The sequence below is a fragment of the Chitinimonas sp. genome (assembly GCF_036568685.1).
In the GTDB taxonomy this organism is placed as follows: domain Bacteria; phylum Pseudomonadota; class Gammaproteobacteria; order Burkholderiales; family Chitinimonadaceae; genus Chitinimonas.
This window is the reverse complement of sequence record NZ_DATCSC010000078.1, coordinates 1-24,283: the sequence shown is the minus strand read 5'-3', so window position 1 is coordinate 24,283 and position 24,283 is coordinate 1. Positions and strand designations below refer to the sequence as shown.

General features: G+C 63.8%; 29 protein-coding genes. 14 read left to right on the top strand and 15 right to left on the bottom strand.

Features of this window, described 5'->3' with window-relative positions:
- The 3 genes from VIM95_RS12080 to VIM95_RS12070 form a co-directional block, all read left to right on the top strand.
- Positions 1-201: hypothetical protein (locus VIM95_RS12080; RefSeq protein WP_331985991.1), on the top strand; the 201-nt coding region annotated here is incomplete at its 5' end.
- 517 nt (positions 202-718) lie between these two features.
- The gene (locus VIM95_RS12075; protein ID WP_331985989.1) at positions 719-979 is read left to right on the top strand and encodes a hypothetical protein; all 261 of its coding nucleotides are present in this window, start codon (positions 719-721) and stop codon (positions 977-979) included.
- Positions 980-1,098: 119 nt separating this feature from the next.
- Entirely contained in the window at positions 1,099-1,998 is a 900-nt protein-coding gene (locus VIM95_RS12070) for a FecR family protein (RefSeq protein ID WP_331985987.1), read from the top strand.
- Here VIM95_RS12070 and VIM95_RS12065 read toward each other — a convergent pair whose 3' ends face one another.
- The 3 genes from VIM95_RS12065 to VIM95_RS12055 form a co-directional block, all read right to left on the bottom strand.
- Positions 1,999-2,586: a YigZ family protein gene (locus tag VIM95_RS12065; protein WP_331985985.1), complete on the bottom strand. Its 588-nt coding sequence runs from the start codon at positions 2,584-2,586 to the stop codon at positions 1,999-2,001.
- A gap of 261 nt (positions 2,587-2,847) precedes the next feature.
- Positions 2,848-3,048: a hypothetical protein gene (locus VIM95_RS12060; RefSeq protein WP_331985983.1), complete on the bottom strand. Its 201-nt coding sequence runs from the start codon at positions 3,046-3,048 to the stop codon at positions 2,848-2,850.
- Positions 3,049-3,337: 289 nt separating this feature from the next.
- Positions 3,338-3,913, bottom strand: a complete 576-nt coding sequence (locus tag VIM95_RS12055; RefSeq protein ID WP_331985981.1) for a nucleotidyltransferase domain-containing protein — start codon at positions 3,911-3,913, stop codon at positions 3,338-3,340.
- Between the two features lie 196 nt (positions 3,914-4,109).
- Here VIM95_RS12055 and VIM95_RS12050 point away from each other — a divergent pair, with 196 nt between their 5' ends.
- Positions 4,110-5,009, top strand: coding sequence for a DUF1853 family protein (locus VIM95_RS12050; protein ID WP_331985979.1), 900 nt, complete (start codon positions 4,110-4,112; stop codon positions 5,007-5,009).
- 4 nt (positions 5,010-5,013) lie between these two features.
- Here the strand turns inward: VIM95_RS12050 and VIM95_RS12045 are convergent, their stop codons facing one another.
- Together VIM95_RS12045 and VIM95_RS12040 are read right to left on the bottom strand one after the other, a co-directional pair.
- On the bottom strand, positions 5,014-5,673 hold the full coding sequence (locus tag VIM95_RS12045; RefSeq protein ID WP_331985977.1) for a peroxiredoxin-like family protein: 660 nt from the start codon (positions 5,671-5,673) through the stop codon (positions 5,014-5,016).
- Positions 5,674-5,815: 142 nt separating this feature from the next.
- Entirely contained in the window at positions 5,816-6,271 is a 456-nt protein-coding gene (locus VIM95_RS12040; protein WP_331985976.1) for a type II CAAX prenyl endopeptidase Rce1 family protein, read from the bottom strand.
- Between the two features lie 163 nt (positions 6,272-6,434).
- Between VIM95_RS12040 and VIM95_RS12035 the strand changes: the two genes are divergently transcribed.
- Together VIM95_RS12035 and VIM95_RS12030 are read left to right on the top strand one after the other, a co-directional pair.
- The gene (locus VIM95_RS12035; protein ID WP_331985974.1) at positions 6,435-7,691 is read left to right on the top strand and encodes a TIGR03862 family flavoprotein; all 1,257 of its coding nucleotides are present in this window, start codon (positions 6,435-6,437) and stop codon (positions 7,689-7,691) included.
- Positions 7,692-7,748: 57 nt separating this feature from the next.
- Positions 7,749-8,300: a flavin reductase family protein gene (locus tag VIM95_RS12030; protein WP_331985972.1), complete on the top strand. Its 552-nt coding sequence runs from the start codon at positions 7,749-7,751 to the stop codon at positions 8,298-8,300.
- Positions 8,301-8,339: 39 nt separating this feature from the next.
- Here the strand turns inward: VIM95_RS12030 and VIM95_RS12025 are convergent, their stop codons facing one another.
- Complete coding sequence (locus tag VIM95_RS12025) at positions 8,340-8,825, bottom strand: nuclear transport factor 2 family protein (protein WP_331985970.1); 486 nt, start codon at positions 8,823-8,825, stop codon at positions 8,340-8,342.
- A gap of 9 nt (positions 8,826-8,834) precedes the next feature.
- On the bottom strand, positions 8,835-9,851 hold the full coding sequence (locus tag VIM95_RS12020) for a class I SAM-dependent rRNA methyltransferase (RefSeq protein ID WP_331985968.1): 1,017 nt from the start codon (positions 9,849-9,851) through the stop codon (positions 8,835-8,837).
- Positions 9,852-10,071: 220 nt separating this feature from the next.
- On the opposite strand from VIM95_RS12020, the gene VIM95_RS12015 reads away from it, so the two are divergent.
- Together VIM95_RS12015 and VIM95_RS12010 are read left to right on the top strand one after the other, a co-directional pair.
- Entirely contained in the window at positions 10,072-10,425 is a 354-nt protein-coding gene (locus VIM95_RS12015) for a PDZ domain-containing protein (RefSeq protein ID WP_331985966.1), read from the top strand.
- Positions 10,426-10,597: 172 nt separating this feature from the next.
- Positions 10,598-11,434, top strand: a complete 837-nt coding sequence (locus tag VIM95_RS12010; protein WP_331985965.1) for a DUF4238 domain-containing protein — start codon at positions 10,598-10,600, stop codon at positions 11,432-11,434.
- Positions 11,435-11,667: 233 nt separating this feature from the next.
- Here VIM95_RS12010 and VIM95_RS12005 read toward each other — a convergent pair whose 3' ends face one another.
- Complete coding sequence (locus tag VIM95_RS12005; protein WP_331985963.1) at positions 11,668-11,868, bottom strand: SlyX family protein; 201 nt, start codon at positions 11,866-11,868, stop codon at positions 11,668-11,670.
- A 117-nt stretch (positions 11,869-11,985) separates the two neighbouring features.
- Positions 11,986-14,019, bottom strand: a complete 2,034-nt coding sequence (locus VIM95_RS12000; protein WP_331985961.1) for a S9 family peptidase — start codon at positions 14,017-14,019, stop codon at positions 11,986-11,988.
- Positions 14,020-14,275: 256 nt separating this feature from the next.
- On the opposite strand from VIM95_RS12000, the gene VIM95_RS11995 reads away from it, so the two are divergent.
- Positions 14,276-15,106: an SAM-dependent methyltransferase gene (locus VIM95_RS11995; protein ID WP_331985959.1), complete on the top strand. Its 831-nt coding sequence runs from the start codon at positions 14,276-14,278 to the stop codon at positions 15,104-15,106.
- A 69-nt stretch (positions 15,107-15,175) separates the two neighbouring features.
- Here the strand turns inward: VIM95_RS11995 and VIM95_RS11990 are convergent, their stop codons facing one another.
- Positions 15,176-15,949, bottom strand: a complete 774-nt coding sequence (locus tag VIM95_RS11990; protein ID WP_331985957.1) for a hypothetical protein — start codon at positions 15,947-15,949, stop codon at positions 15,176-15,178.
- A 158-nt stretch (positions 15,950-16,107) separates the two neighbouring features.
- Here VIM95_RS11990 and VIM95_RS11985 point away from each other — a divergent pair, with 158 nt between their 5' ends.
- The gene (locus VIM95_RS11985; RefSeq protein WP_331985955.1) at positions 16,108-18,153 is read left to right on the top strand and encodes a M3 family metallopeptidase; all 2,046 of its coding nucleotides are present in this window, start codon (positions 16,108-16,110) and stop codon (positions 18,151-18,153) included.
- A gap of 84 nt (positions 18,154-18,237) precedes the next feature.
- Positions 18,238-18,570 (top strand): nuclear transport factor 2 family protein, encoded by a 333-nt coding sequence (locus tag VIM95_RS11980; RefSeq protein WP_331985953.1) that lies wholly within the window; start codon positions 18,238-18,240, stop codon positions 18,568-18,570.
- A gap of 453 nt (positions 18,571-19,023) precedes the next feature.
- On the opposite strand, the gene VIM95_RS11975 is transcribed toward VIM95_RS11980, so the two are convergent.
- Positions 19,024-19,569, bottom strand: a complete 546-nt coding sequence (locus VIM95_RS11975) for a hypothetical protein (RefSeq protein WP_331985951.1) — start codon at positions 19,567-19,569, stop codon at positions 19,024-19,026.
- 181 nt (positions 19,570-19,750) lie between these two features.
- Complete coding sequence (locus tag VIM95_RS11970; protein WP_331985949.1) at positions 19,751-20,269, bottom strand: GNAT family N-acetyltransferase; 519 nt, start codon at positions 20,267-20,269, stop codon at positions 19,751-19,753.
- 168 nt (positions 20,270-20,437) lie between these two features.
- On the opposite strand from VIM95_RS11970, the gene VIM95_RS11965 reads away from it, so the two are divergent.
- The gene (locus VIM95_RS11965; RefSeq protein WP_331985947.1) at positions 20,438-20,929 is read left to right on the top strand and encodes a hypothetical protein; all 492 of its coding nucleotides are present in this window, start codon (positions 20,438-20,440) and stop codon (positions 20,927-20,929) included.
- Between the two features lie 80 nt (positions 20,930-21,009).
- Here the strand turns inward: VIM95_RS11965 and VIM95_RS11960 are convergent, their stop codons facing one another.
- Genes VIM95_RS11960 through VIM95_RS11950 form a run of 3 tightly spaced genes read right to left on the bottom strand, consistent with a single transcriptional unit; the run spans position 21,010 to position 22,289 of the window.
- Positions 21,010-21,558 carry a YaeQ family protein gene (locus VIM95_RS11960; RefSeq protein WP_331985945.1) on the bottom strand — a complete coding sequence of 183 codons (549 nt, stop codon included), beginning with the start codon at positions 21,556-21,558 and terminating at the stop codon, positions 21,010-21,012.
- A gap of 42 nt (positions 21,559-21,600) precedes the next feature.
- Positions 21,601-22,014: a VOC family protein gene (locus tag VIM95_RS11955; protein WP_331985943.1), complete on the bottom strand. Its 414-nt coding sequence runs from the start codon at positions 22,012-22,014 to the stop codon at positions 21,601-21,603.
- On the bottom strand, positions 22,011-22,289 hold the full coding sequence (locus tag VIM95_RS11950) for a hypothetical protein (protein WP_331985941.1): 279 nt from the start codon (positions 22,287-22,289) through the stop codon (positions 22,011-22,013). Before VIM95_RS11950 ends, VIM95_RS11955 begins: the two co-directional genes overlap by 4 nt.
- Positions 22,290-22,388: 99 nt before the next feature.
- On the opposite strand from VIM95_RS11950, the gene VIM95_RS11945 reads away from it, so the two are divergent.
- Both VIM95_RS11945 and VIM95_RS11940 read left to right on the top strand, forming a co-directional pair.
- On the top strand, positions 22,389-23,141 hold the full coding sequence (locus VIM95_RS11945) for a helix-turn-helix transcriptional regulator (RefSeq protein WP_331985939.1): 753 nt from the start codon (positions 22,389-22,391) through the stop codon (positions 23,139-23,141).
- Between the two features lie 74 nt (positions 23,142-23,215).
- The gene (locus VIM95_RS11940; RefSeq protein WP_331985937.1) at positions 23,216-23,608 is read left to right on the top strand and encodes a hypothetical protein; all 393 of its coding nucleotides are present in this window, start codon (positions 23,216-23,218) and stop codon (positions 23,606-23,608) included.
- Positions 23,609-24,283: the final 675 nt, after the last annotated feature.

The window sequence follows — 24,283 nt, the reverse complement described above, 5'->3', positions numbered from 1 at the left end:
ATCACGCCGGCGCTGCAGAACCTGCTCGATACCGAGCTGGATGAGGAGGGTTGGCCGGGTGAGGGCTTTTTGGCCGCGATGGCCGATGACCCGCTGTACCAGTCGCTGGATGTGGTGGAGGGGAGCCAGGTGCCAGCGTTTATTCGGCAGCAGTTGGCCGAAAGTGCGAATCTCGCCGCATTTCCGCAGCCGACGTTTTGATCGGTTGTCGTAGAGCTACCTAGTGCACCACAGGCGCCCGGGAAACCCGGGCGCTCACGTTCTTCGTCGCCCAATGAATACGGCTGCCCCTGATTGAATCCCACCCCTACCCCCGCCCGCCGGCGGGGAACCTCGCTGACGCTCGTCAGGCTCTCGATTTTCTGCAGCTATTCCCGGTGTGTTAGCGGTTGTCGCCGCGATATCCGCACTGCGGCGCCAGCCGCTAAACACCTTGCGTTCTAGCGAAGGCGGTCCGCGCGGGTGAGCGAAGTCGTTGCCATCTTTAGATGGCTTACTACCTCGGCCCACTCCTTGCGGGCGCCCTGTCCTACAAAAACCGACCCGCCTGCCTCGGCAAGCAAGCACCTGCTCTGCAAATTACCTGCTTGGAAATTGCAGCGATTGCAGCCCTGCCCCGCAAAACCTTGCAAATCAGCCAGTTCGGCCGCTCTGTGATTGCAGCGGCCGCCATGAGAGCCTCCTGCTTGTACATACAACGATATGGAGTGGGGAAATCATGGACCAATTGGAAACGGGCCGCTGGGCGGCCGAGGAGCAATGGCGTGCTTATGCGATGGGTGAAGAAGGCGGGAGCTACTACGGGCAGGAAGAAGAGGCCTACCGTGCCGGCAGGCTGGCGCGCCGCAAGGCGATCCAGGGACACCCGCACCACCTTGCCGCGAGCGGGCGTGAAGCCGTACTCGGCGACTGGCTGGCAGGACTGCTGCAGTTCGGCCGCCGGCTGGGCCGATGGCGTATGCGCACCGGTAGCGGATAGCTTGGCAAGCGATCTGCAAAATAAACCACACACGGCAGGGGCTTGATGCCCCTGTTTGCTTTTGGGCTTGCCGCTGCGGGCTATAGTGGCGCATCGAACAAGAACAGGGTAGACGGGCGATGAGCGGACTGTGGCGACGCGGTATGGTTTGCCTGGGGCTGATGCTGGCGGCACTGAGCGGCCAAGCCTCGGTCGGGCGGATAGAGGCGGCGGGAGGGGATGTGAGCGTGATTGCCCGCAATGGCGACAGCAAACCCGCGGCGGTGGGCAGTAGCGTGGACCCGGGGGATGCGATCAGTACCGCCGGGCCGCAATCCTGGGCGGTACTGCGCATGGAGGACGGTGCGAGCTTTACCCTGCGGCCCAATAGCCGCATGCGCATAGACCAGTACCGCTACAACGAGGAGCACCCCACGGAGAGCAGCAGCTGGCTGAGCCTGGTGAAGGGCTCGCTGCGGGCGGTGACCGGGCTGATAGGCCGGCAGAGCCCGGACAGCTATCGGCTGAACACGCCGAGCGCGACCATAGGCATACGCGGTACCGACCATGAGACGGCGATCGTCGAGGCGGCCGAAGCGACCCGCGATACGCCGGCCGGTACCTACGACACGGTGAACAGCGGCGAGACCGTGCTGCGCGGGGAGCACGGCGAGCAAGCCATTACGACCGGCAAGACCGGTTATCTGCAGCACGATGGCGCGCAGGGACCGAGGTTGCTGGCTCGCCGGCCGGGTTTCTTTTTGCGCTGGCGGCAGTTCGAGCAGCGGCGTGGCATTTTGAAGGTGCTTGGGCGGTTGCACCAGGCGGTGCCTGGTGGCGGCTTTACCGCTCACCCGGACCTGCGCGAGCGGCTGAAGCGGGAATGGCTGCGGCGGCAGGAGGGTGAGGCGGGCCGGCCGGAAGGGATGGCCGACAAGGAGGCCCTCAGGGCGGAGCGGCAGGCCCGCCGTGAGGCTATGCAGCAGCGCAAGGCAGAGCGGGCAGAGCGGGCCGGGCTGCACCCGCGACACAAGGAATAGTTAAGGCCGCAACCAGGCCAGCTGGCCGTGACAGCTCTCATTGAGCTGCGCTTGCAAGGGGCCCGCCTGGCTGGCGACCACGTTGAAGCGCAGGCTGACCTGGCTGCCGTGCTCGACAGCCAACAAGGTGGCGTTGGCGGCAGCCAGCTGCCGACGTAGCGAGCCTTCCAGCGCGTAGGGCACGCTGCAGTGCAGTTCGACCCGCACCTGGCGCTCGACCTTCTGGGTATTCAACAGAGCCTGGGCGACGGCGTCGGTATAAGCCCGCACCAGGCCGCCGGCCCCGAGCTTGACCCCGCCGTAGTAGCGCACCACGGTAGCCAGGACGCCGTCCAGGTCCTGGTGGCGCAATACATCGAGCATCGGCCGGCCGGCGGTGCCGGAGGGCTCGCCATCGTCCACCGCCGCCGATTGGCCACCGGCCAGTAGCGCCCAGCAGACGTGGGCGGCGCCGGGGTGGGCGGCGCGCAGCTCGGCCACGCGGCGCTGTGCTGCGGCGCGGTCGGCCATGGGCTCGACGCAGCCGAGAAAACGCGACTTCTTGATGTCCAGCTCGCTAAGGCCGGGGCCGGAGAGGGAATAGGGCATGACGCGGCTTGGTCTGTCGAATTCAGCGCCCCGGGTGACACATCGCTATCGCCCCGCGCGGAGCGAGGCTCCCCTGCGACGGCAGGGGCGGGGGGCGGGTGGATCAAGGGGACGTTACACCGTTTGAGTACGTTACCAAGGTGCACGCTCGGCTGAGCAAAGTTGCAGCCACCCGCTGGTGGCTTACTACTTCGGCCTCCTCCTTGCGGGGGCTGCCGGGTGCCCCAACTGGTGCTCGATAAGGCGCCAGGTGATTACAACCTACCGCGCCGCGCAGTTCTCGTTCCAGTTCTGGATCGCTGCTTTACGATTCGGCGCCTGCGCGCTGATGACATTGCAGTTGCCGTTGCGGCCGAACTTGGCGCACTCCACCCAGAAGCGGTTGGAGCCGGCCTTCATGACCTCGCCGGGTGAGCCGCACTTCTTGCAGGGCTTGGGGGTGAGCGGGGCGGCTTCGGTCATGGCGGGGTCCTGAATACGAATACAACGGAGCAGGGTAGCTTACCGGATAAGCCGCACCCGTACAGCAGGCTTACGCAGGCGGGAAGGTTTGCTGACTCGCGTCAGCGAGGGTGGGGGCGTGGAATAAAACAGCGAAGACCGGTCGAGCATTTGCAGCCCCTGAACGCCCGGCTGAGCGAAGTCGTTGCCACCATCTGGTGGCTTACTACTTCGGCCTCCCCCTTACGGGGGCCGCCGGGGCGCTGAGCAGCAGTGACCGATTTCTCTTGCCGCCGCGTCTCACGGAGCGCTATGCGTGGACCAGCATATCTTCGACCTGGCCGAGACGCGCCCGCTCCAGCGGCTCGGAACCGCTGCGGGCACCGTGCCGCTCCATCTGCTCGGGCCGCACGCTGATGCGAACCAGGCTGCCATCCACATAGAAAGCGAGCGTGGGGTAGCCGGCCGGCGAGGACTCGGTACGGTAGTCGATGCCGAGGTTGAGACAGCGGATTTCGACCGCCTTGTCGTTATCGGAATAGACCACCAGGTTGATGTCGGAGTGGGGGCCGGCGGTACCGCTGAGTACGGAGCCGACCAGGTAGGGTTTGAACTCGCTGAACTGACGCATGGCCTCGATGGCCTTTTGCCTGAGCTCATCCACGACCTGGCCGTGCTGGGGTTGGTAGAGGCTGCGGTAGTCGCGCAGGGCGACCTCGATTTCCTCATTGCTGGGCAGGTTTTTACCCTCTGGCAGGCCCAGGCGCTTGATGGCTTTGCGCTTGGCGGTGCCGAAGTCGTCGATATGCTCTTCGGCCATGAGGCGGGCGGCGAGATGGATGATCTGCTCGCGTGCACCGCGGGGGGATCGGTCTCGGGTATGCATGCTGACCTCGTTCAAAGAAAGCACCGGGGTGCGGGATCTCAACGTTCAGCTCACCAGGCCGGCAAGGGTGCGACGGCAGGTGCCACACTAGCGTATCGCATTGTGCGGCGGTTTACATGACAAACATGCGTCAAGGGTGGGCACTGTTGCCGAGCTGCCAGCGCTACACTGCGGGCTGACCCAAGGCTCCGTTCCCATGCCCCAACAAGCGATCAAAGACCTGCACTGGCTGCTGACCTCGCCCTCTTTGCTGCGGCGCGAGGCGCTGCCGGCCGGGATAGGGCATGGCGACGCAGCCTTGGGGCAGGACTGGTGGCAACGACTACAGGGCTGTGTGCTTGAGCCCCCTGCTGCGGCTGCCGGGCCGGGCTTCCGGCTGGGGCGCTATGCCGAGGGGCTGATGCAGACCGCCCTGGCCGCCCTGCCCGGCCACCAGCTACTGGCGCACCAGTTGCCGGTGCGCGAGGGAGGGGTAAGCCTGGGGGAGTTCGACTATCTATTGGCCCGGCCCGGGGGCCTGCCGGCGCTGCATATTGAGCTGGCGGTGAAGTTCTATATCGCCCTGCCGACCGTGCAGGGCCTGCACTATGTGGGGCCGGGGCTGCACGATGCGCTTGCGCTGAAGCTGGCACGGCTGAACGAGCACCAGCTACGGCTGGCGCAGACCCCTGCCGGGCAGGCGGCCCTGCCAGAAGGGGTGATCGTTGAGCCCATGGCCTGGCTGCGCGGGCGGATGTTCTACCGCGAGCCGGACACCCCCGCAGGGCGCGAGCTGGCAGCCGACCACCTGCGCGGCTGGTGGCGCTGCTGGGGGGAGGCGCTGCCTCGCCAGCGCCCGGACAGCCGCTGGCGCAGCCTGGCCAAGCCGGACTGGCTGGCCAGCACGGCCGATGATGGCCGGGCGCTGAGCTACCGGGACTGGCAGCAGGAAACCGCGCGGCACTTTGTGCACAGCCATTGGCCGCTCTTGGTGGCGGAGTACGCACCACCCGAGGAAGGCGGGGCGGAACTGGCGCGGGGCATGCTGCTGGCGCCCAACTGGCCGGACCCGGCCATGCTGGCCCGGCTGTGCACGCAGCTACCGCTGGCGGACTGAGCACTCAGGCCGGGGCGACCATGGTCTTGAGCGCGAACAGCATGTCCAGGGGCTCGACCCGGCGGCTGTAGTCGGCATTGAGAAAGCGTGTCTGTACCCGTCCATCCTGCGCCAGCAGGTAGCAAGCCGGCATGGGTAGCTGCCAGCTGGCATCGCCATTGAAGTGGGCGAGGTCGATGCCGAAACCCTGCATCAGGCCCTGCATGCTGGCCGGCAGGGAGAAGGACACGCCGTAGGCTTGGGCGACGGCGTTGCCAACGTCGCTCAGCAGGGGGTAATACAGCTCGCACTGGGTGGCTTGCGCCCGGTTCTGCTCGGGCAGCTGCGGCGAGATGGCGTAGAGGCTGGCACCCAGTTGATGGAAACGGGGCAACAGGGGCTGGAAGGCGCGCAGGGCGATATTGCAGTAGGGACACCAGCCACCGCGGAAGAAGTGCAGGATAACCGGGCCACGGGCCAGCGCATCGCGCAGCCGGACGGGCCGGCCCTGGTCGTCGTCCAGCGTCCAGTCCGGCGCCTGCTGGCCGACGGCCAGCGCTCGCGCCAGCACCAGGCTGGCGTCGATCTCGGCCAGGGCGGCGTAGTAGCGTTCCCGCACGGTGGCGGGCAGCTCGGCCAGGAGGCGTTGCTTGCAGGCCTGCAATTCGTCTTCGAGCCTTTGCATGGCGCGAACCTATCCAAAGCAATGGGGAAACCTTGCCACGGACAAAGCCAACACAGGCCTGAGGGTGGGCTGATTCCACTATAGGAGGCCCGCTCGACGCGCTTGCTGCCGCCCGGCGGGCGGCGCTGACTTGAATACCCGTCTACAGATGTAGGACGCGGTCGAGCACAAGGGCGGCGGCGTTGGTCAGGGCGTGGACGATGGCAACACCGGCATAAGCCGCCGAGTAGGACCTGGACGCCAGCAGGTGGAAGAGGTAGGCGTAGAACACCCCTTTGATCAGGTAGACGCCGACCAGCAAGGGAAGACCCACCCCGAGGTGGACCAGTACGAACAGGATGGCGGAAATGACGACCTGCAGCGGCCAGCGCTTGAACCGCTCCAGCACCAAGAAGGGCAGCAGCTGGCTGATTGCCGTCTCTATCAAGGGCGCGAACACCACGGCGTTCACCAGCAATTGCATGTCGCCCATCTGTTCCGTGTCTGGGCGGCTGACCGGGAACCAGATGGATAAGAGCTGCTGCATGGCAAAGCTGAGCGCTACCGAAAGTGGGCCAAAGAGCAGGACTAACTGAGGCGTATTGAGGCGGCGCAGCATGAATGGACTTGGTCCTGGATATCTGGAGCGGATGGGCAGCATACCGATGTGGCCCATGTATGGAAAACCTTGGCCTTGGCTTGGCTGGATCGGGGACAATGGCGGCTTGTTGCTACCTACCACCCGGCCGTGCCTGCTGCCGGGCTTGCTGAACTGAGTTGCCATGTCGTCTACCGCCTCCCCTATTCATCACCACTCGGTTGCCATTATTGGTGGCGGGCCGGCTGGCCTGATGGCGGCTGAGGTACTGAGCCAGGCGGGGCAGGCGGTAACGGTGTATGACGCGATGCCCTCAGTGGGTCGCAAGTTTTTGCTGGCGGGGGTGGGGGGCATGAACATTACCCATTCGGAGCCCTTGGCACCTTTTCTGCAGCGCTATGCCGAGCGCGAGGCGGAGATTGCGGCACTGTTGGCGGACTTTGGCCCCGAGGCGCTGTGTGACTGGATACACGGGTTGGGCATAGACACCTTTGTGGGCAGCTCGGGGCGGGTCTTCCCTACCGATATGAAGGCGGCGCCGCTGCTGCGTGCCTGGCTGCACCGCTTGAAGAGCGGTGGGGTGGAGATAGCGGTGCGGCACCGCTGGCTGGGTTGGGCCAAGGACGGCGCGCTGCGCTTTGCCACGCCGGAGGGCGAACGCACGGTGCGGCCGGCCGCGATGGTGCTGGCGCTGGGTGGGGCGAGCTGGCCGAGGTTGGGGTCGGACGGGAGCTGGGTGCCGCTGCTGGCGGCGCGTGGCGCCGAGATTGCGCCCTTGCGGGCGGCCAACTGTGGCTTTGCCGTGCCGTGGAGCGCGCACCTGCGCGAGAAGTATGCCGGGGCGCCGCTGAAGTCCGTGGCACTGAGCTTTACCGACCTGAAGGGCGAAACGACACGCAAACAGGGCGAGTTTGTGGTGAGCGAGACCGGGGTGGAGGGCAGTCTGATCTACGCCTATTCGGCCCGCATCCGCGAGATGGTGGCGGCCCAGGGGCGGGCGACTTTGCTGCTGGACCTGGCGCCGGGGCGTGATCTGGAGCGGGTGATTGCCGAGGTGACCCACCCGCGCGGGTCGCGTTCGATGTCCAGCCACTTGCAGAGCCGGCTGGGCATTACCGGGGTGAAGGCGGGTCTCTTGCACGAGTGCCTGAGCAAGGCGGCCTATCAGGACCCGCTGCAGCTGGCGCACGCGATCAAGGCCTTGCCGCTGACGGTGGGCGAGCCCCATGCGATAGCCGAGGCGATCAGCACGGCGGGAGGGGTACGCTTTGAGGCGCTGGATGCGGGATTGATGCTGCGGGCGCTGCCGGGCGTGTTTTGCGCCGGGGAGATGCTGGACTGGGAGGCGCCGACCGGGGGTTATCTGCTGACCGCCTGTTTTGCCAGTGGCCGCCGAGCCGGGCGCGGCGTGCTGGACTGGTTGGCGCAGCAGACAGCTTGAGTTTGGGCGCGCTGGCGCCATCTTGGTGATTTACCCCTTTGCACCAGAAAGCCCGCCATGCGACTACCCGTAGACCTGAAGAAAGCCTACCGATTGCTCAACCATGGCCCGACGGTGCTGGTATCGAGCGCGCACGGCGAGCAGCGCAATGTGATGGCGGCGGCCTGGAGCATGCCGCTGGACTTTGACCCGCCCAAGGTGACGGTGGTGATCGACAAGAGCACGCTGACCCGCGAGCTGGTCGATGCTTCGGGCGAGTTCGTGCTCAACATTCCCGCCCGGCGCTTAGCGGCGGAGACGGTGGCGGTAGGCTCGCACAGCGGCCGCGATGGGGACAAGTTTGCCGAGCTGAACTTGGCCACCTTCCCGGCCGAGAAGGTGGCTGCGCCGCTGCTGGATGGCTGCGTGGGCTGGCTGGAGTGCAAGGTGATCCCCGAGCCGCACAACCAGCAGACCTATGACCTCTATATTGCCGAGGTAGTGGCAGCCTGGGCGGACCCAGCGGACTTCAGCGAGGGCCACTGGCACTTTGCCGAGGGGCGGGACCGCTCGATTCACTATGTGGCGGGCGGGACGTTCTTCGAGACGGGTAACGAGTTTAAAGTTTGAAAGCAAAGGGCCGCGTGATGCGGCCCTTTGGCTATTGAGTCAGGGCTTGGCAGGAGCTCGTTCCCGGATCAGTTTGACGACCGTTTCGGCCAGCTCGTTCGGTACCGGGATGGTGAGGTGGTACTGCTCAATCCTCCACTGTCCCTTGATCTTGCGCAGCACGCCGGTGCCACGGCAGCGGCCCAGATTGGCGTTATCCAACAGCTCGTCGAAGAACGCGTAGCTGCCGTCGGCCGCCAGGCTGACGTGGCGCTCAACCACGGTGTAGGTCCAACCCTGGCCCTTGTCGAAATAAGGCTTGGCGTAGGCCTTGAACTCGGGGATGGTCCAGCGCTCGCTGGCGTCGGTCCCCAGAAAGACGGCATCGGGCGCGTAGAGGCCAAAGTAGCGGTCGAACTGGGCCTGGGAGGCGGACTGGTGCAGCTGGTCCAGCACCACGCCGACCGCCTCGGCCGGGGTGGCGGCCTGGGCCAGGGGGCTGAGCAGCAGGGCGCCGGCGAGGATGAGGGCGGTGAGGCGGGGCATTAGACTTCCTTAAACGCGGAGCAAAGCAATTTTGAGGGGATGCTTGCCGTCGCTAGATGGGAAATCGGCTTCTGGCGTAATCCACTCGAATTCCTTCACCGGGCGACCGGCCTTGGCGGCGCTGCGCTGCAACTGGTCCAGCCAGGGCTCGGCTTCGACCTGGGCGACGTTGTTGCAGCAGATGATGGTGCCGCCTTCGGCGGTAGCCAGGAGGGCCGGCTTGAATACCGAGGGGTAGTCGTTGACCAGGTCGACGACACCGAACAGGCTCTTGGCGTGGCGTGGTGGGTCGAGGAAGACGAGGTCGAACTGGCGTGCTTCCAGCTTGGGGAAGGGGGGCATACGCTTGCCGCGCACGACCAGCGGCTGGCCGATACCGGACAGCTGGCGCACGGCCGGGAAGACATCGCTCTGCACAAAGCGCGGGCGGATGGCCAGGTCGTTGAGGCGGGCGTTGTCCTTGCCGACGCGCAGGCTGGATTCGGCGAAGTCGACGTTGACCACGTATTCGGCACCGGCCTTGGCGGCAGCGATACCCACACCGCAGGTGTAGGCGAACAGGTTGAGCACGGACTTGCCGGCGGCCTCTTGCATGACGCGGCGGCGGCCGGCGCGCAGGTCGAGGAAGAGCCAGGGGTCTTGCCCGGCATGGCGGCCCTGGACGCGGTAGTTGACGCCCAGCTCCTGCGCCTCGCGCGGCAGCATGGCGGCCTCGAGCTCGGCCTCGGGCAGGGAATTGCGGATGCGCGAGTTGGCGTCACTGCGGTCGTTGTAGACCGTGGTGAGACCGGGCAGCACGCTGCCGTAGTACTCGCTGATGGCCGCCAGCTGGCCCTCGGCCAGCGGCTGGTGGAAGGTCTGCACCAGCAGCAGGCTGCCGTAGCGGTCCACCGTCAGGCCCGATTCGCCCTCGACGCTGCCATGGAACAGGCGGTAGGCATTGGTCGATTCGGCGTGCAGCTGCTGCAGGAGCTCGCCACGCTGGGCGTAGGCTGCCTGGAGCAGCGGAATGAGGTTGACGGACATGGATGCTCCGAACTGAATGCCGACCGCCGGCGTACTGGTACAGCACGTCGGCCAGCGGGTTGATAAGGGAATAGGCGGCATTTTAGCTGGCTATGACCATTGCTGCCTTGATTGTGGTGATAGCCACAACGGTTGGGGGCCGTCCCCTATCTGGTGGATGACGGCGGCGACGTGCTTGAGGCAGGCTGCACGCTACCACCCAAGCCGGAGCCCCAGCACCATGAAACGCACCGCCACCCTCATCGCCACCCTGCTTTGCGCTGCCGCCTGGGCGGGGGAACGCGGTTACTTCGGCTTTGGCATGTCCATCGATGGCGAGGGGATGTTCTGGAACCCCACCCTCAAGTCGGTGAAGATCGAGAAGGTCGTCCCGCAGTCCCCCGCCGCCCGCGCCGGCATCGCCCCCGGTGACTACATCGTGGAGGTGGAAGGCAAGCCGGTTGCCGGCGCCAAGGCCGACACGCTGAAACCCTATCTGGAACGGGATATCGGGCAGTCGACCAAGCTGGGGATCAAGAAGCCCAGCGGGGAGGTGGTGGTGGTGACGTTGGTGGCGGAGGCGAAGGGGAAATAACCGTGCCTTCTTGAGGAGGCGGTCTGTGCGGGGTCTGAAGACCCGCCCTACCAAAACATTGCCCCTCGTGACTTCCGACGCGCTTATGGCGTAGTACCTGCGGAGATTGCGCCGTACGTGTCTCAGCCTAAATAAATGACAACATTTCAACTCTTACTGACTCTCACCAAACATGGGCGACCACTACGTTCCTCAATATTACTTAAAAGGTTTCTCGATCGATGACTCCATTTGGGTATACGACAAAGAAAAAGGGCGCTCTTTCAATTCTCAGCCCAAATCAGTGGCGAATGAGCGTCATATGTATTCAGGCAAAGTTGAGTCGTATCTAGCAAACTCCATCGAAGACCCTGCGAAGGCTGCAATTGAGGCTATACGAACCCAGCGGGATCTAACGCCAGACCTACGTCATGCGCTCGCAAAGTACATTTTGATGCTTTGGAAACGTGTGCCTCAGGCAAGGAAACGCGTTGCGACCATGATGCCAACAGTCGTAAGCGCGCTTGAAGCCGACATCGTTGAGAAAATTGATCACTTATCTACAGCGGATCCAACTGTCAAAGGCATGGCTGAACGTCGAAAAGCAGAAGTACGTAGGATTTTCCAACGATATAGTTCCGACCCTCCCCCAGCTATCTGGCAGAGGAGCCTCCTTTATGAGGGCCGACAAGATGCAGTGAATGCTCTGGAATCTATGAACTGGACATTCCTGCATAGTTCAGAATTACAATTTATTACGTGCGACAACCCGGTGTTTTTCTTCGCGCACGAGGGTCTCCGATCGGAACAATCGGAACTAACAATTCCACTCTCGAGCAACATAGCCCTGTGGGCAAATCGTCGTTATTCATCACAACTCAATCACGCACAAGCGACAAAGCAGATAGTTAAGGAAATAAATCGACGGTCCGCACACAATGCAAGCAGATTCATTTTTGCGAAAGAAGACGAATCCTGGATTTTGCCTTTTTCGCTAAGGGGAAGTTACTCCCTAAATAGAATCAAGTAGCCACGAATATTCGCCCCCCAAGTCGGCACGTTGCGTGCCATTGCAGATGGCAGAGCATGTTAGGCATTTTCAGATAACCACCGACGAGCGTCAGCGAGGCTCCCCTGCGGCGGCAGGGGCGGGGGGGATGGATGCGATTAAGCGAAGCGCGTTTCAGGCCTCGGATGCCGGTGAACGCTCGGCTCTGCCGAGCGCATACGCCACCGCACCGAACAGCTGCAGCTAATCCGTGATCAATAGTGCGGCGGCACCTCGTCAAACAAGCTGGTCGGCTTGCCGCCGTCCTGGTTGCGCTGGGCATCCTGCACCTGACGCAGTTCGCGCGCCAAGAGCTCCAGTTGTTGCTGCTGCAGGGCGACGACGCGGTTGAGTTCGTCCAAGAGGTCGTCCTGCAATGCGATGCGGATTTCGAGTTCGGTGATGCGGTCTTCCATGGTGCGCTCTAAGCTAATGGCGGCACGCCCGGCGCCGCAATGGGGCGATGATAGCCGAGGATGGCAAGAAAAAACCCGCCGCAGGGCGGCGGGTTTTTAGCAGGCGCCGGTGTAGGCCTACTTGCCGGCAGCGACTTGGGATTTGTCGCCGATGTATTTGTTGATGAAGTCCTCGTAGGTGTGGGCCCACTTGTACTTGTTCTCGGGCTTGGCCCAGCCGTGGCCTTCGCCGTTGAACACCATCCACTCGACCGTGTTGCCCTTCTTGAGCAGCTTGTCGCGCATCTTCTCGCCGTGGATCAGCGGCACGCGTACGTCTACCGAGCCATAGGCCATAAGTACCGGGGCCTTGAGACGGGCTACATTGTCGTCGTTGAGGGCTGAAACCTTGCGCATGTACTCGGCGTCTACCTTGTTGTCCGGGTCACCATGCAGATCGCGCTGCTTGTACTTGGACCAGGCGCTGTCGGAGGTATCGGACCAGCTGACGTTGAACAGTAGGTCGATATCGGTCACGCCGACGAAGTTAACGCCGCACTGGTAGAGACCTGGGTCTTTTTCGAGGCCGTACATGGTGGCGTAGCCGCCGTAGCTGGCGCCCATGATGCAGACGCGCTTGGGGTCGACCGTGCCCTGCTTGACCAGCCAGTTGACGCCGTCGGTGACGTCGTCCTGCATGGCGAGACCCCATTGCTTCCAACCCGAGTGGTGCAATTTCCAGCCGAGCCCAGTTGTCATGCGGAACTGCGGCTGCAGCACGGCGTAGCCACGCGAGGCCAGATGCTGGACGTAGGGGTTGAAACCCCATTCGTCACGGGCATGCGGTCCGCCGTGGACGAAGACAACTAGAGGAAGGGCCTTCTCAACCTTGTCTTTAGGCAGCGTAAGGTAGGCAGGGATGGTGAGGCCGTCGCGGGCCTTGTAGTCCACGATCTTCATGGGAGACATCAGCTCAGGCTGGATGTCGGGTTTGAAGCTGAACTGGGATTCGAGTCGTTTGGTCTTTTCGTCGTAGAGAAAAGCTTCACCGGGGTTCACGTCCGAGTGGCTAATGACCAGTACCTTGTCGCCACGCTTTTGCAGCACGTTATCGGAGCCGGGCAGGGCGTCGTCGATGGCACCTTGCAGATCAGCGTAGGCCTGGTCGAAGTAATACTGCTCGGGCTTCATGGCATCGATAGCGAGACCAATGACCTTTTTGCTGGCGAAGTCACGCAGCAAGCCACCGGCGAAGTCGGCACGCGGGTGGCGGAAGACCAGTTCCTTGGGGGCCTGCTTGTCGAAGTCCCAGGTATAGAGACCGGTGGTATCTGCTTTGCTCCGACCTGTAACGTAGAGCGTCTTGTTGTCGGCATCAAATCCCAGCGGCTGGTAGCCCTCGTCTATGGCGGATTCAGCGATCTTTTTCCAAGGTGCTTCGTTGTTTTCGCGATAGTAGGTGTAGGACTTGAGTTGCTTGCTGGCGGCGTCGTTGCTGACCGAGACACCGATCCGCACTTGTCCGGCATTGTCGAGCACCCAGCTAATCACCTTACCGGGTGAGTTGAAGGTAAGCATCTTGGTATGCCCGGTACGGGTATCCATGCGGTACACGTCAGAGCCCCCGAAGCTATTCTCGTCGGCTTCGACGTTGCGTTCGTCATGAGCAACGTAGATCTCGTCTGAATCGCCACCGACGCGATCCATATAGACGTAAGGGCGGTAGCGCATCTGGCCGGCGCGTTGGGCCAGTTCAACGGTGTAGCTGAGGGTGCGGGAGCCGGTGCCGTCGGCATTGATGGCAAACAGGCCGCCCCCCGCGTTCTCATCCAGGGTCCCCTTGTTGTTGCTGATCTGGAATATCAGCCGCTTGTCGTTAACCCAGATGGGGTTGACGATGTCCCATTCCGCATCGCTGGCAACGATCTTGGGCTTGAGCGTGGCGACATCCAGTACGGCCAGGGCCAGGCGGCCGTTCACCGGGGTGAGTACGGCCATGCGCTGACCATTCGGCGACAGGCGTGGGCTGCCGTAGGTGGGGCTGGAGAAGAATTGTTCGACAGTGATGGCGGATGGCTTGGTGGCCACGGCGGGTTCCTGCGCATGGGCCACGGGTGCGAAGGCGCACAGCAGGGCTGCGGCAAGGAGGGTGACGGCGGATTGCGATTTCACTACTGATGCTCCCTATTACCTTTGTCTGTATATGGTTGCGGCGGGCTGGCCCGGTGTTTGCGGTGATGACCGCCCCGATGCTTCTGGATCCCTGCCGCTCGGCGCGATGTAAGCGCGGCGAGGAGCTAACTTACCGAGCCTAGGGCTTTGCTCGCCAGCAAAGCCGGTAACACGGCGGTAATCTGTGGCGAAATCGGCAATAGCCGGGGGTGCTGGCTAGGCGTAACATTCAGCGCTGACAAGCTGAGCCTGCACCATGACCGAGAAGTACGACATCCGCCCCGACCAGTCTGTTGAGCTGTTGAAGGCGCTGCATATCCTGACCCGCGATGGGAAACTGAACCAGGACAGCCGCCGCAAGCTCAAGCAGGTCTACCACCTGTTCCATTTTATCGAACCCCTGCTGACCGAGGCGCTGGGGCGCCACGCCGATATCCGGCTGGTGGACCATGGGGCGGGCAAGTCCTATCTGGGCTTTATCCTGTACGACCTCTTCTTCAAGCAGCAGGCCCCAAGCGGGCACATCTACGGGATCGAGACCCGCGACGCGCTGGTGCAGAGCTCGCGCGAGCTGGCGGACAAGGCGGGGTTTGGCGGGATGTCGTTCCTGAACGTGTCGGTGGCCGACTCGATCACCTCGGGTGAGCTGCCTGAGCAGATCGACGTGGTGACGGCACTGCATGCCTGCAATACCGCAACCGACGATGCGATCCGCTTTGCGCTGGAGAAGAAGGCCGAGTCCATTGTGCTGGTACCTTGCTGCCAGGCGGAGGTGGCCGCGGTATTGCGCAAGAACAAGGGCGGCATGCTGAAGAACCCGCTGACCGAGATCTGGCGCCACCCCATCCATACCCGTGAATTTGGCAGCCAGCTGACCAATGTGCTGCGCTGCCTGCAGCTGGAGGCCCATGGCTACCAGGTGACAGTGACCGAACTGGTAGGCTGGGAGCACTCGATGAAAAACGAGCTGATCATTGCCCGCCGGGAGCCACGGCCCAAGAAGGCGGCAGCCGAGCGGCTGAAGACCTTGTTAGCCGAGGTGGGGCTCACTGAGTTGGAATCGCGTTTCTATACGCCGAGCCTGTAATCGGACCGCCATCAAAAAAAGCCCGCCCCGGTCGAACCGTGGGCGGGCTTTTCTTTGCTACCGGAGCGATCAACCCTTCTTGCAGCTGGTGGAGTCGCACACGGCGGTGAAAGGCTTGCCGGTCTTGCAGAACACGCGGTAAGCCTCGGTCAGGCCGGGCTTGCTGATCAGCCAGGCGCCCTCGCCTTCGCAACCCTCGGCCTTGGCCATCTGCTCGACGTCGTAGGACCAGGTACCGAGCTTGAGGTTGGAGGTGTCGACATGGGCGGCGGCCACAAGCTGCTGGGTGGGAGCCGGGACGACCGCGGCGACGGCAGGCGCCGGGGCCTGGACCGGTGCGGCGGCGACCGGCTTGGCCGGAACGACGGGCTGCGCAGCCTGGGGCGCTGCCACCGGTGCGGCCGGCGGGGTGTAGCTGGCGGGAGCAAGCTTCACGCCGTTTTGCGGGACCAGCTTGGCGTTGATGGTCTTTTCGTCATAGGCGTACATGGCGCCGGTGTTGGGGTCGACCGCAAACCAGCCGATCAGGCCACCAAAGAAGAGGTTACCGACGGAGTACCAGCCGCTGACGTGGGCATCAAGGCGGGCGGTCTGGGTCTCGAAACCGTCCTTGTTGAATTCCAGCTGATAGTTGTTGCGCTCCCAATAGCCGTGACTGCGCGGCAGGCTGAGGGTAGCGGGGGTAGTAACGGTCTGACGGTAACCGGCAGCGTTGGAGCTGACGGTAACGGTGGCGCCGGGCGGCTCGGAGACGATGTTGAGATCGTGCTTGCCGCTATTGATGATGGTTGCGCAACCGGTCATACCGAAGCTGAGTGCCGAGGCGGCGATGAGTTTTTTCATTTTTCTCTCCCTGTCGTGTTTTAAAAAAGGGGCGCAAGTCTACCAGTAGCAAGCGCTTGCTCCCCCTGAAAAGACAGGCGGTCCGTCGCACAAAGCTGCGGCGGGGGGCGGCTGGGCAGTAGAATTGGGGTTTTCTGCCACACCGGACCGTTTTGAAGATGCGCGATACGCTGGCCAGCAACCCCTTGCTGCAAGACTGGAATACGCCCTACGGCCTGCCGCCCTTTGACCTCGTTGAGGCCGGCCACTTTGTGCCCGCTTTCGAGGTGGCCCTGGCTAGACATCTGGAAGAGATCGAGGCGATCGCCTCGCAGACTGCCGCGCCGGATTTTGCCAACACCTTGTTGGCCTTCGATGGTGCCGGCCGTTTGCTCAAGCGCATCGATCTGCTCTTCAGCAACCTGACGGCCAGCGAGACCTCGCCGGCCCTGCAGGCGGTGGAGCGGGAGATGGCACCGCGCCAGGCCGCGCACGAGAACGCGATCTATATGCACGCCGGGCTGTTCCGCCGTATTGACGCACTCCATGCGCAGCGCGAGACGCTGGGCCTGGACGCCGAGCAGCGGCGCCTGCTGGAACGGGTGCACCTGGACTTTGTACGCGCCGGCGCCAAGCTGCCCGAAGCAGCCCGCCAGCGCTACGGCGAGGTGATGGAGACGCTGGCCGAGCTGACCACGACCTTCACCCAGAACGTGCTGGCCGACGAAGCCGGCTTTGCGCTCGAGCTGAAGGGCGAGGACGACCTCGCGGGCCTGCCGGACTTTCTACGTGCTTCGTCCCGTGGTGCGGCGGCGCAGCGCGGCCTGCCCGAGGGCAGCCATGTGGTGACTTTATCGCCCTCGCTGGCCGAGCCCTTTATGACCTTCTCGGCCCGGCGCGACCTGCGCGAGATCATCTGGCGCGAGCGGATGGCCCGTGGCGCGCATGCCGGCGAGCATGACAACCGGCCGGTAGCGGCGCAGATCATGGCCCTGCGCCAGGAGCAGGCGGCCCTGCACGGCTATGCCAACTATGCCGACTACGAGCTGGTGGACCGCATGGCCGGCAAGCCGGCGGCGGTGCTGGAACTCTTGGGCAAGGCCTGGGAGCCAGCCAAGCAGAAGGCGGCCGCGGACCGCGAAGTGCTGACTGCCATGGCACGCGAGCTGGGCGAGCCGACCCCGATCGCCGCCTGGGACTGGCGCTACCTGGCCGAGAAGGTACGGCAGCAGCGCTACGACCTGGACGACGCCGAGCTCAAGCCCTACTTCTCGCTCGACAATATGATCGCAGCGATGTTCGACTGTGCCGGCAAGCTGTTTGGCATTCGCTTTGTGGAGCAGCACGGTGTGCCGCTCTATCACCCGGATGCGCGGCTGTGGGAGGTACGCGACCAGGGCGACGCGCTGGTGGGCCTCTTTATTGGCGACAACTTTGCCCGCCCGAGCAAGCGCAGCGGCGCCTGGATGAGCATCTTCCGTAGCCAGAGCGGCCTGGACGGCGGCACGCTGCCCATCGTGATCAACAACAACAACTTCGCCAAGGCCGACACCACCCTGCTGAGCTTTGACGATGTGCGTACCCTGTTCCACGAATTTGGCCACGGCTTGCACGGCCTGCTCTCCAAGGTACAGTACGAGCGGCTGGCCGGTACCCAGGTGCTGCGGGACTTTGTGGAGCTGCCCTCGCAGATCTTTGAAAACTGGGCCGAGGAAGAAATAGTGCTGCAGCAGCACGCCCGCCACTACCAAAGCGGCGAGCCCATCCCCCGTGCCCTGCTCGACAAGCTGAAGGCCGCACGTCAGTTCAACCAGGCCTGGGCGACCATACAGTACGTGGGTCCGGCCTTGATCGATATGGCGCTGCACTCGCTACCCAATGGCACGGCGGTGGACATTGCCGCCTTTGAGACCGAACAGTGTGCGCGCCTGGGCGTGCCCGAGGACATCGGCCAGCGGCACTATCTGGCGCACTTCCAGCACCTGTTCTCCGGCCCCTGGTATGCCGCCGGCTACTACGTCTATATGTGGGCCGAAGTGCTGGACGCCGACGGTTTCGACGCCTTTACCGAAGCGGGCGATCCCTTCGACGCCGCCACGGCGCAGCGCCTGTACCGGCATATCTACAGCTCGGGCAATACCCTGGAGCCGGCGGCGGCCTATCGGGCCTTCCGTGGGCGTGATCCCAAGGTAGAACCGATGCTGCGCAAGCGCGGTCTGATTTAAACGCGGCGCGCGTAGCGGATAGCAGCCCCGTCCCGGCTTCCAGCCCGACGGGGCTTTTCTTGCCCCCTGTTACAGAGACCTCCTATGAGCCCTGCCGACTACGCCCAGGCCCAGCTGGAACGCTACAACGCCCATGACCTTGAGGGTTTTCTGGCCCTGTATGCCGAGGACGTGGAAATCTACGACTTCCCCACCACCCTGTGCATGCAGGGCCGCGCGGCCATGCGCGAGCGCTACGGCAAGATTCTCTACCCCGGCGCGACGGTCAAAGCGGTAGTGAGCCAGCGCATCGTCTGCGGCAGCCGGGTGATAGACCACGAACAGGTAAGCGGCCACCCGATCAGCGGGGAGGCCAGCCTGGCAGTGATCTATGAGGTGGGGGCGGCGGGGATAGAGAAGGTTTGGTTTATACGCTAGGGCGCATTGCTAAGGAACGACCGGAGATACGGCGCAGCCCCGAAGAGATTGCGCTCAATGGGTGGTTTGATTCCATTGGCTACGGAGGGGGTTGGGGTCCCCGTCATCGTCGCCGAGCATCGCAGCTGTGGCCGGGGCTGTCCGGGGCGCGTTGTCTGAGCCGGCAAGGCCGGCGAGTTTCGCGCCTCGGCCGGGCACAGTGAGAAGCGCAGGGTACCCCGCGTAGCGGGGCGACGATCCCGGGGTCGCCTTTTCTTTGCTTACTTTATTTTGGCGAAGCAAAAGAAAGTAAGGCGGCTGCGGGACGCCCCCCCGCCCCAAGCCGCACACAGTGCGGAGACTCGCGGCGATAGCCGCTGAAACCTACGCCTTCTGCGAAAGCAGTCCGCGCGGGTCTAAAGACCCGCCCTACAAAGGCTGCTTCGGCCTACCAGCTAGCGCATAGCTACCAATTTAGCGGGAAAGATGCGCGCCGGCGGCTTCAAGCATCTCTTGGTCGATGACAAGACCAGATGCAGAACCGACTACGACAGCGGCGAGACCGCAGCTGGGGCAGCATGCCGTCTGTTTGTCGTCGACCCACTTTCGAATATCTGCTGGCGGAAAGATATCCCCACATGAGATACAGCCGCAGATTTCGCTGTCTACGATAGTCCATTTGTTTTTGTAGACCGCGGCCTGATAGGCAACGGGATCGATAGCGGGATCCCAGGGGCGACCACTCGCCAAGGTCTGCGACTTATCAGGCGTGCGCTTTGAGGTGGTATTCGCCCGCGACGTTGGTTTGCCGATCTCATTGCCGATGCCCGCGCCTATAAGGCCGACGACGATAGCGCCAGCCCATCGAAGCAGGCGTGTCCCGTCATCATTATCGAAGCCCGTCAGTATCCCCCACACGATCTTGAAGCCAATAAAGCCGATGGCAAAACCCGCAGCGGCACTCTTGGCCTGCAACTGAGCGGCAGTCTTTTTCTCCTTGGCCGCGATATGCTGCATCATCAGTTGCTGCGGAGAGCTGTTCCGTACACTGCCGCATTTGCTGCAATTTCCCAGCGGTTGCTCGCTCTCAGTCCCGCACGATGTACAAAGCATCTTCCCTGTTCCTATATAAGTTATTGACCAGTCATTCGACGATAAGGGCTAGCGTTAGCCAGGCATATTACCGCGGCGGGAATAAGCCTCAGTCGCGGTGCAATTCGATGGCGTAAAGCAGCAGCTCGCGCTGGTCGGCTTCACGGTAGAAGCGACGTGCCAGCTGCATGCCCAGCTTATCGAGTACCTTGATGGAGGCGGCATTGTCGGGACGCACCGTGGCGAGCAGGCGCGGGAGATGGAGCATGTCGCGGGCGTAGGCCAGCACGGCCTGGGCGGCCTCCTGCACGTAGCCCTGGCCGCTGTGCTCGGGCAGGAGGGCGTAGCCGATGTCGGGGTCGTCGAGGTAGTCGCGCTGGGCGAGGCCGCACATGCCCACCGTGGTGCCGGTAGCCTTGTCGGCCACAAGGTAGAAGCCAAAGCCCAAGCGGGCGTAGCTGTCCAAGGGGCCGTTCAGGAGGTACTGGCGTGCCTCCTCCAGGGTATGGACATTGCGGTCGCCGATATAGCGCAGCCAGGACGGCTCGTTGAGCAGGCGCAGCATGAAGGCGGCGTCATCCAGCGTGAGCTGGCGCAGCTGGAGGCGGTCGGTCTGGAGCACGAGCACGGCGGGGTCCGGTAGCTATTTCGAAGGACAGCACCTTAGCAGAGCGCAGCTTGCTAAGCAGATTGGCGGCAACGTGCTAGGCTGATCCTGGCTCGGCGAAATAGGCCGGCCAAGCAAGTAGAACAGAGCCCCGCATGGGACGGCGCCTGCACCAGGAGGAATAGCGGTATGACTTCGATCACCAAAGCCGGCGTGGGCTACGCGCCGCTGAGCTGGGCCTTGCCCGCCAATGAGAAGCAGGCCGAGGCAGACAAGCCGGTAGTCACCGGCAGCACCACCAGCAGCGCCAGTAAAAGCATCCATGTAGACCTGAGCCCCCTGGCCCGCTCGCTCTCGGGCAAGGGCGGCATAGCCGGTACCGGCGGCAACGACGATATCGACAAGGCCGATCTGCCGCAGCAGATCAAGGACGCCCTCAAGCGTATACGCCAGCTGAAGCAGGAGCTGCGCGAGGCGGAGGAGAAGCTGGCCAAGGTGCAGGCGAACAACCAGCTCAGCGAGGATGAAAAGAAGGTGCAGACCGAGCAGTTGCAGGCGCAGATCAAATCGCTACATGGTGCGCTAGCCAGCGCGAATGATGCGCTGGCCAAGGCGGTGAAGCAGCAGAAGCTCAGTGCGGAGCAGACGACGTCGGTGGCGACCTTGATGGTGCGTGGCTAGGCGCACTTCCCAACGCTCGCAGGTGGGCCGAATGCGATACGGCGCGATGCCCTGCAGGGATCGCGCCCTTTAGCGGACGACTATTCGCCAGCGACCTTGAGCTTTTCGCCCTCGACCAGCACGGTGTTGGTGCCGTCCGACAGCCACAGCTGGCCGTCCTGGATGGTGGCTTGCAGCTGCATGCCGCGCTGATTCATGGCGGCGAGCTGGGCCAGGGTATCGGGGCTGATGCCGATGACGTGAAGGTTGTCGAGCCGGCCGAGCTTGTTCTCTATGCCCTTCCACCAGACCTCGCTGGCGCGGCCGCCGTAGCTGTAGACCCAGACCTGCTCGGCGCGACCGCAGGATTGGCGCAGGCGGCGCTCATCCGGCTCACCCAGGTCGATCCAGAGCTCGATCTCGTCGGCGTAGTTCTTCTTCCACAGCGCGGGTTCGTCGTCACCGGCGATGTCGCGGGTGAAGGACAGGCGCTCGTCGGCGTGCAGGATAAAGGTCACCAGGCGCAGCATGAGCCGCTCGATGGTCTCGGACGGGTGCTGCGCCAGGGTGAGGCTGTGGTTGGCGTAGTAGCCGCGGTCCATATCGCTGATGGAGACGTCGGCCTTGTGGATGGTGGCTTTGAGTGCCATGCGTGGGAGACCCTTCGTAGCAAGGGCGGCAGTTTAGCCGGATCAGGCGCCTAAGTCCTGCCGCTCATCCACAAGGTACCAGCTATTGCCATAGCAATCGGCCACCAGGGCGGCCTGCCCGTCGGGGCCGACGGCCGCCTCGACCAGAACGCGGCCGCCGTGCCGCCGCATACGCTCGGCGAGCTGGCGGCAGTCGTCTACCGCCAGCACCCAGGTGGGGTTGTTGCCGATCTGGGCCAGCTTGCGCTGGTGTGTGGCCTCGCCATAGCGCGCGACGCTGGTGGCTTGCAGGGCGATCTGGGGCCAATCCTGGCCGGGGATGCCGATGCTGAGCCGACGCTCGCCGCCCTGCCGGCTATCCTGCCGCAGCTCGAAGCCCATGGCGCCGGTGTAAAAGGCCAGCGCTTGATCCTGATCGGGCACCACCAGGGTGAGATAGCGCAGGACGTGGATCATACGCAGGCCTTGGGCAGTTTGCCGAGCTCGGCCTCGACCACCTGGGCGAGCGCCGGGTCACGCAGGGCGAAGTGCTCGAACAGGCCCAGGGCGGCCAGGGCGGGGACCAGGGACTGCAGGTCGGCCAGGGCCTCGGCCCGCTGGGCAGGCGTGGCGCCGTCACTGGCCAACAGGCGGGCATTGGCCAAAAAGGCGCCGACGCTGCCCTTGCGGACGGTGATGCCAGCAAGTTCGACGGTGTTCTGCTGGTCGGGGAGGATATGTTCGGCTTTCATGCTGCTTTCCTTATTGGGTTGGGGTGGACATAAGGTAGCGCCCGACAGGTGTGGCGCGTTATCGTCATGTAGCCATCCAATACGCCAAAACCGCCAAGTATGAACGAGACCCCGGCCCTGCACGCCTTCCGCCTGCGCCACGACCAGCACCACCTGGCCGCCTGGCATGCCCATAGCCTGGGCCAGCTCTATGCGATCAGCAGCGGTGTCTTGATCATGCAAAGCCCCGCCGGTCGCTGGGTGATGCCACCCGGCCATATAGGCTGGCTGCCGCCACGCTGCGAACATGCGGCCAGCGGGCATGGGCCGCTGGCCGGCTGGAGCGGCTACCTGGCCCTGCCCTGGTGCGCGGACCTGCCCAGCGAGCCCTGTGTGCTGGCGCCCTCGCCGCTGATCCAGGCCATAGTGGCCCAGGTGGCCGATAGCAGCGGGCAACTGGCGACGGACCGGTTGGCGCGGCTGGCGGCGGTGCTTTGCGATGAACTCAAGGCAGCCGAACCGGCCGCCTTGGCGCTGCCCATGCCGCACGACAGGCGCTTGCTGGCGATCTGCGAGGCGCTGCTCGGCGACCTCGGACGGACCTGGGATATGGTGCAGTGGGCCAGTTGGGCGGGGCTGAGCGAACGCTCGCTGGGCCGGCACTTCATGGCCGAATGCGGGCTGGGCTTTGCCCAGTGGCGGCAGCGGGCGCGACTCTTGCGCGCGCTGGAATGGCTGGCGCAGGGCCAGCCGGTGGGCGAGGTGGCGACGGCCTTGGGCTACGAGACCACCAGCGCCTTTATCGCCGCCTTCCGTCGTGAATTCGGGACCACTCCGGGACGCTATTTCGGAACGACCGCTGGTCGCCATTAATGCCATTGGCATTGCCATCCAATCATGTCATTGGCATTATTCGCACCTCGACCGAATCAAATGGGAGCTCCGCGATGGATATGCTTACTGCACTGCGCCGCTACGGCTGGATCTTGGGCCTGATCGCCATGGCCATGGGCCAAGGCAAGGCAGCCAACGACGCCGCGGTGACCGTTACCCCCATGCGTGATGCCAGCGCGGTAACTGCCGCCGTGGCCGTCAGCCTGATCACCCAGGCCCAGCCAACCACAACCACCGTGGCCCGCCCGGCCACCGCCACCAGCAATCTGCGCCTGGGCACCTGGTCCTACGAAGTGGAACAGATGGCCAAGGCCAGTGGCTGCCAAGGCAGCGGCGCCTGGCTGGTGAAGGAAGCCGAAGGCTCGCAGCACTACCGCATGCAGTGCGCCGCCGGTACGACCTACGCGGCGACCTGCAATACCAATGGGCAGTGCCTGGAAGACTGAGCGCTGACTTGCCCTTGCCGTGATTGGCCACTCTCGGCGTTCATAGCGTAGCAGCGTTCAACTCATCGCCCGGCACAGCCGGGCGCTAACCTCCATCCGATATTCGAACGCGCCTCCGCTTTTATATCACCCACTCCCCCCGCCCTCGCCGCCGCGAGGGAGCCTCGCTAACGCTCGTTGGCGGCTTCGATTACCTGCACGAGATCCAGAATCCATTGCACTGATTGCGTGCTGCAGTTTGCTCTCCAGTTGGCGAACGGTGGCTGCGTTAGGGGCGGGGGATGGCCGCGGGATGCACTCCCGCCCTAAACCACGCAGAGCGTGGATACTGCGGCGATAGCCGCCAAATCAACGCAGTTTGAGGCGGATGGCGCTACGCTTTTTCGCCCTACAGAGGCGTTAGTTCCGACGGGACAGTGGATACTCAGGCTGATGGGCATGCGGAGCAGGACAACAAAAAGGCCGTACGGGTGTACGGCCTTTTTGTTGGCGTTGCCAGATACTTAGCGGCCGCGCGGTTTACCGCCGCTGGGCTTGCCCTTGCCGCCGCGCAGATTGGGCTGGCGGCTGGGTTGGCGCGGGGCGTTGATGTGGCCCGGGGTGCCGGGGCCGCCGCCGCCGCGGGCGTTGCCCTTCTGGGCCTGTTGCTTGCGCTCCTCGGCCGTGGGGTAAGGC

Excerpts from the sequence above, each read along its gene's own strand:
- VIM95_RS12075 (WP_331985989.1), top strand. The coding sequence starts at position 719 with ATGGACCAATTGGAAACGGGCCGCTGGGCGGCCGAGGAGCAATGGCGT.
- VIM95_RS12070 (WP_331985987.1), top strand. The coding sequence starts at position 1,099 with ATGAGCGGACTGTGGCGACGCGGTATGGTTTGCCTGGGGCTGATGCTG.
- VIM95_RS12065 (WP_331985985.1), bottom strand. The coding sequence starts at position 2,586 with ATGCCCTATTCCCTCTCCGGCCCCGGCCTTAGCGAGCTGGACATCAAG.
- VIM95_RS12060 (WP_331985983.1), bottom strand. The coding sequence starts at position 3,048 with ATGACCGAAGCCGCCCCGCTCACCCCCAAGCCCTGCAAGAAGTGCGGC.
- VIM95_RS12055 (WP_331985981.1), bottom strand. The coding sequence starts at position 3,913 with ATGCATACCCGAGACCGATCCCCCCGCGGTGCACGCGAGCAGATCATC.
- VIM95_RS12050 (WP_331985979.1), top strand. The coding sequence starts at position 4,110 with ATGCCCCAACAAGCGATCAAAGACCTGCACTGGCTGCTGACCTCGCCC.
- VIM95_RS12045 (WP_331985977.1), bottom strand. The coding sequence starts at position 5,673 with ATGCAAAGGCTCGAAGACGAATTGCAGGCCTGCAAGCAACGCCTCCTG.
- VIM95_RS12040 (WP_331985976.1), bottom strand. The coding sequence starts at position 6,271 with ATGCTGCGCCGCCTCAATACGCCTCAGTTAGTCCTGCTCTTTGGCCCA.
- VIM95_RS12035 (WP_331985974.1), top strand. The coding sequence starts at position 6,435 with ATGTCGTCTACCGCCTCCCCTATTCATCACCACTCGGTTGCCATTATT.
- VIM95_RS12030 (WP_331985972.1), top strand. The coding sequence starts at position 7,749 with ATGCGACTACCCGTAGACCTGAAGAAAGCCTACCGATTGCTCAACCAT.
- VIM95_RS12025 (WP_331985970.1), bottom strand. The coding sequence starts at position 8,825 with ATGCCCCGCCTCACCGCCCTCATCCTCGCCGGCGCCCTGCTGCTCAGC.
- VIM95_RS12020 (WP_331985968.1), bottom strand. The coding sequence starts at position 9,851 with ATGTCCGTCAACCTCATTCCGCTGCTCCAGGCAGCCTACGCCCAGCGT.
- VIM95_RS12015 (WP_331985966.1), top strand. The coding sequence starts at position 10,072 with ATGAAACGCACCGCCACCCTCATCGCCACCCTGCTTTGCGCTGCCGCC.
- VIM95_RS12010 (WP_331985965.1), top strand. The coding sequence starts at position 10,598 with ATGGGCGACCACTACGTTCCTCAATATTACTTAAAAGGTTTCTCGATC.
- VIM95_RS12005 (WP_331985963.1), bottom strand. The coding sequence starts at position 11,868 with ATGGAAGACCGCATCACCGAACTCGAAATCCGCATCGCATTGCAGGAC.
- VIM95_RS11995 (WP_331985959.1), top strand. The coding sequence starts at position 14,276 with ATGACCGAGAAGTACGACATCCGCCCCGACCAGTCTGTTGAGCTGTTG.
- VIM95_RS11990 (WP_331985957.1), bottom strand. The coding sequence starts at position 15,949 with ATGAAAAAACTCATCGCCGCCTCGGCACTCAGCTTCGGTATGACCGGT.
- VIM95_RS11985 (WP_331985955.1), top strand. The coding sequence starts at position 16,108 with ATGCGCGATACGCTGGCCAGCAACCCCTTGCTGCAAGACTGGAATACG.
- VIM95_RS11980 (WP_331985953.1), top strand. The coding sequence starts at position 18,238 with ATGAGCCCTGCCGACTACGCCCAGGCCCAGCTGGAACGCTACAACGCC.
- VIM95_RS11975 (WP_331985951.1), bottom strand. The coding sequence starts at position 19,569 with ATGATGCAGCATATCGCGGCCAAGGAGAAAAAGACTGCCGCTCAGTTG.
- VIM95_RS11965 (WP_331985947.1), top strand. The coding sequence starts at position 20,438 with ATGACTTCGATCACCAAAGCCGGCGTGGGCTACGCGCCGCTGAGCTGG.
- VIM95_RS11960 (WP_331985945.1), bottom strand. The coding sequence starts at position 21,558 with ATGGCACTCAAAGCCACCATCCACAAGGCCGACGTCTCCATCAGCGAT.
- VIM95_RS11955 (WP_331985943.1), bottom strand. The coding sequence starts at position 22,014 with ATGATCCACGTCCTGCGCTATCTCACCCTGGTGGTGCCCGATCAGGAT.
- VIM95_RS11950 (WP_331985941.1), bottom strand. The coding sequence starts at position 22,289 with ATGAAAGCCGAACATATCCTCCCCGACCAGCAGAACACCGTCGAACTT.
- VIM95_RS11945 (WP_331985939.1), top strand. The coding sequence starts at position 22,389 with ATGAACGAGACCCCGGCCCTGCACGCCTTCCGCCTGCGCCACGACCAG.
- VIM95_RS11940 (WP_331985937.1), top strand. The coding sequence starts at position 23,216 with ATGGATATGCTTACTGCACTGCGCCGCTACGGCTGGATCTTGGGCCTG.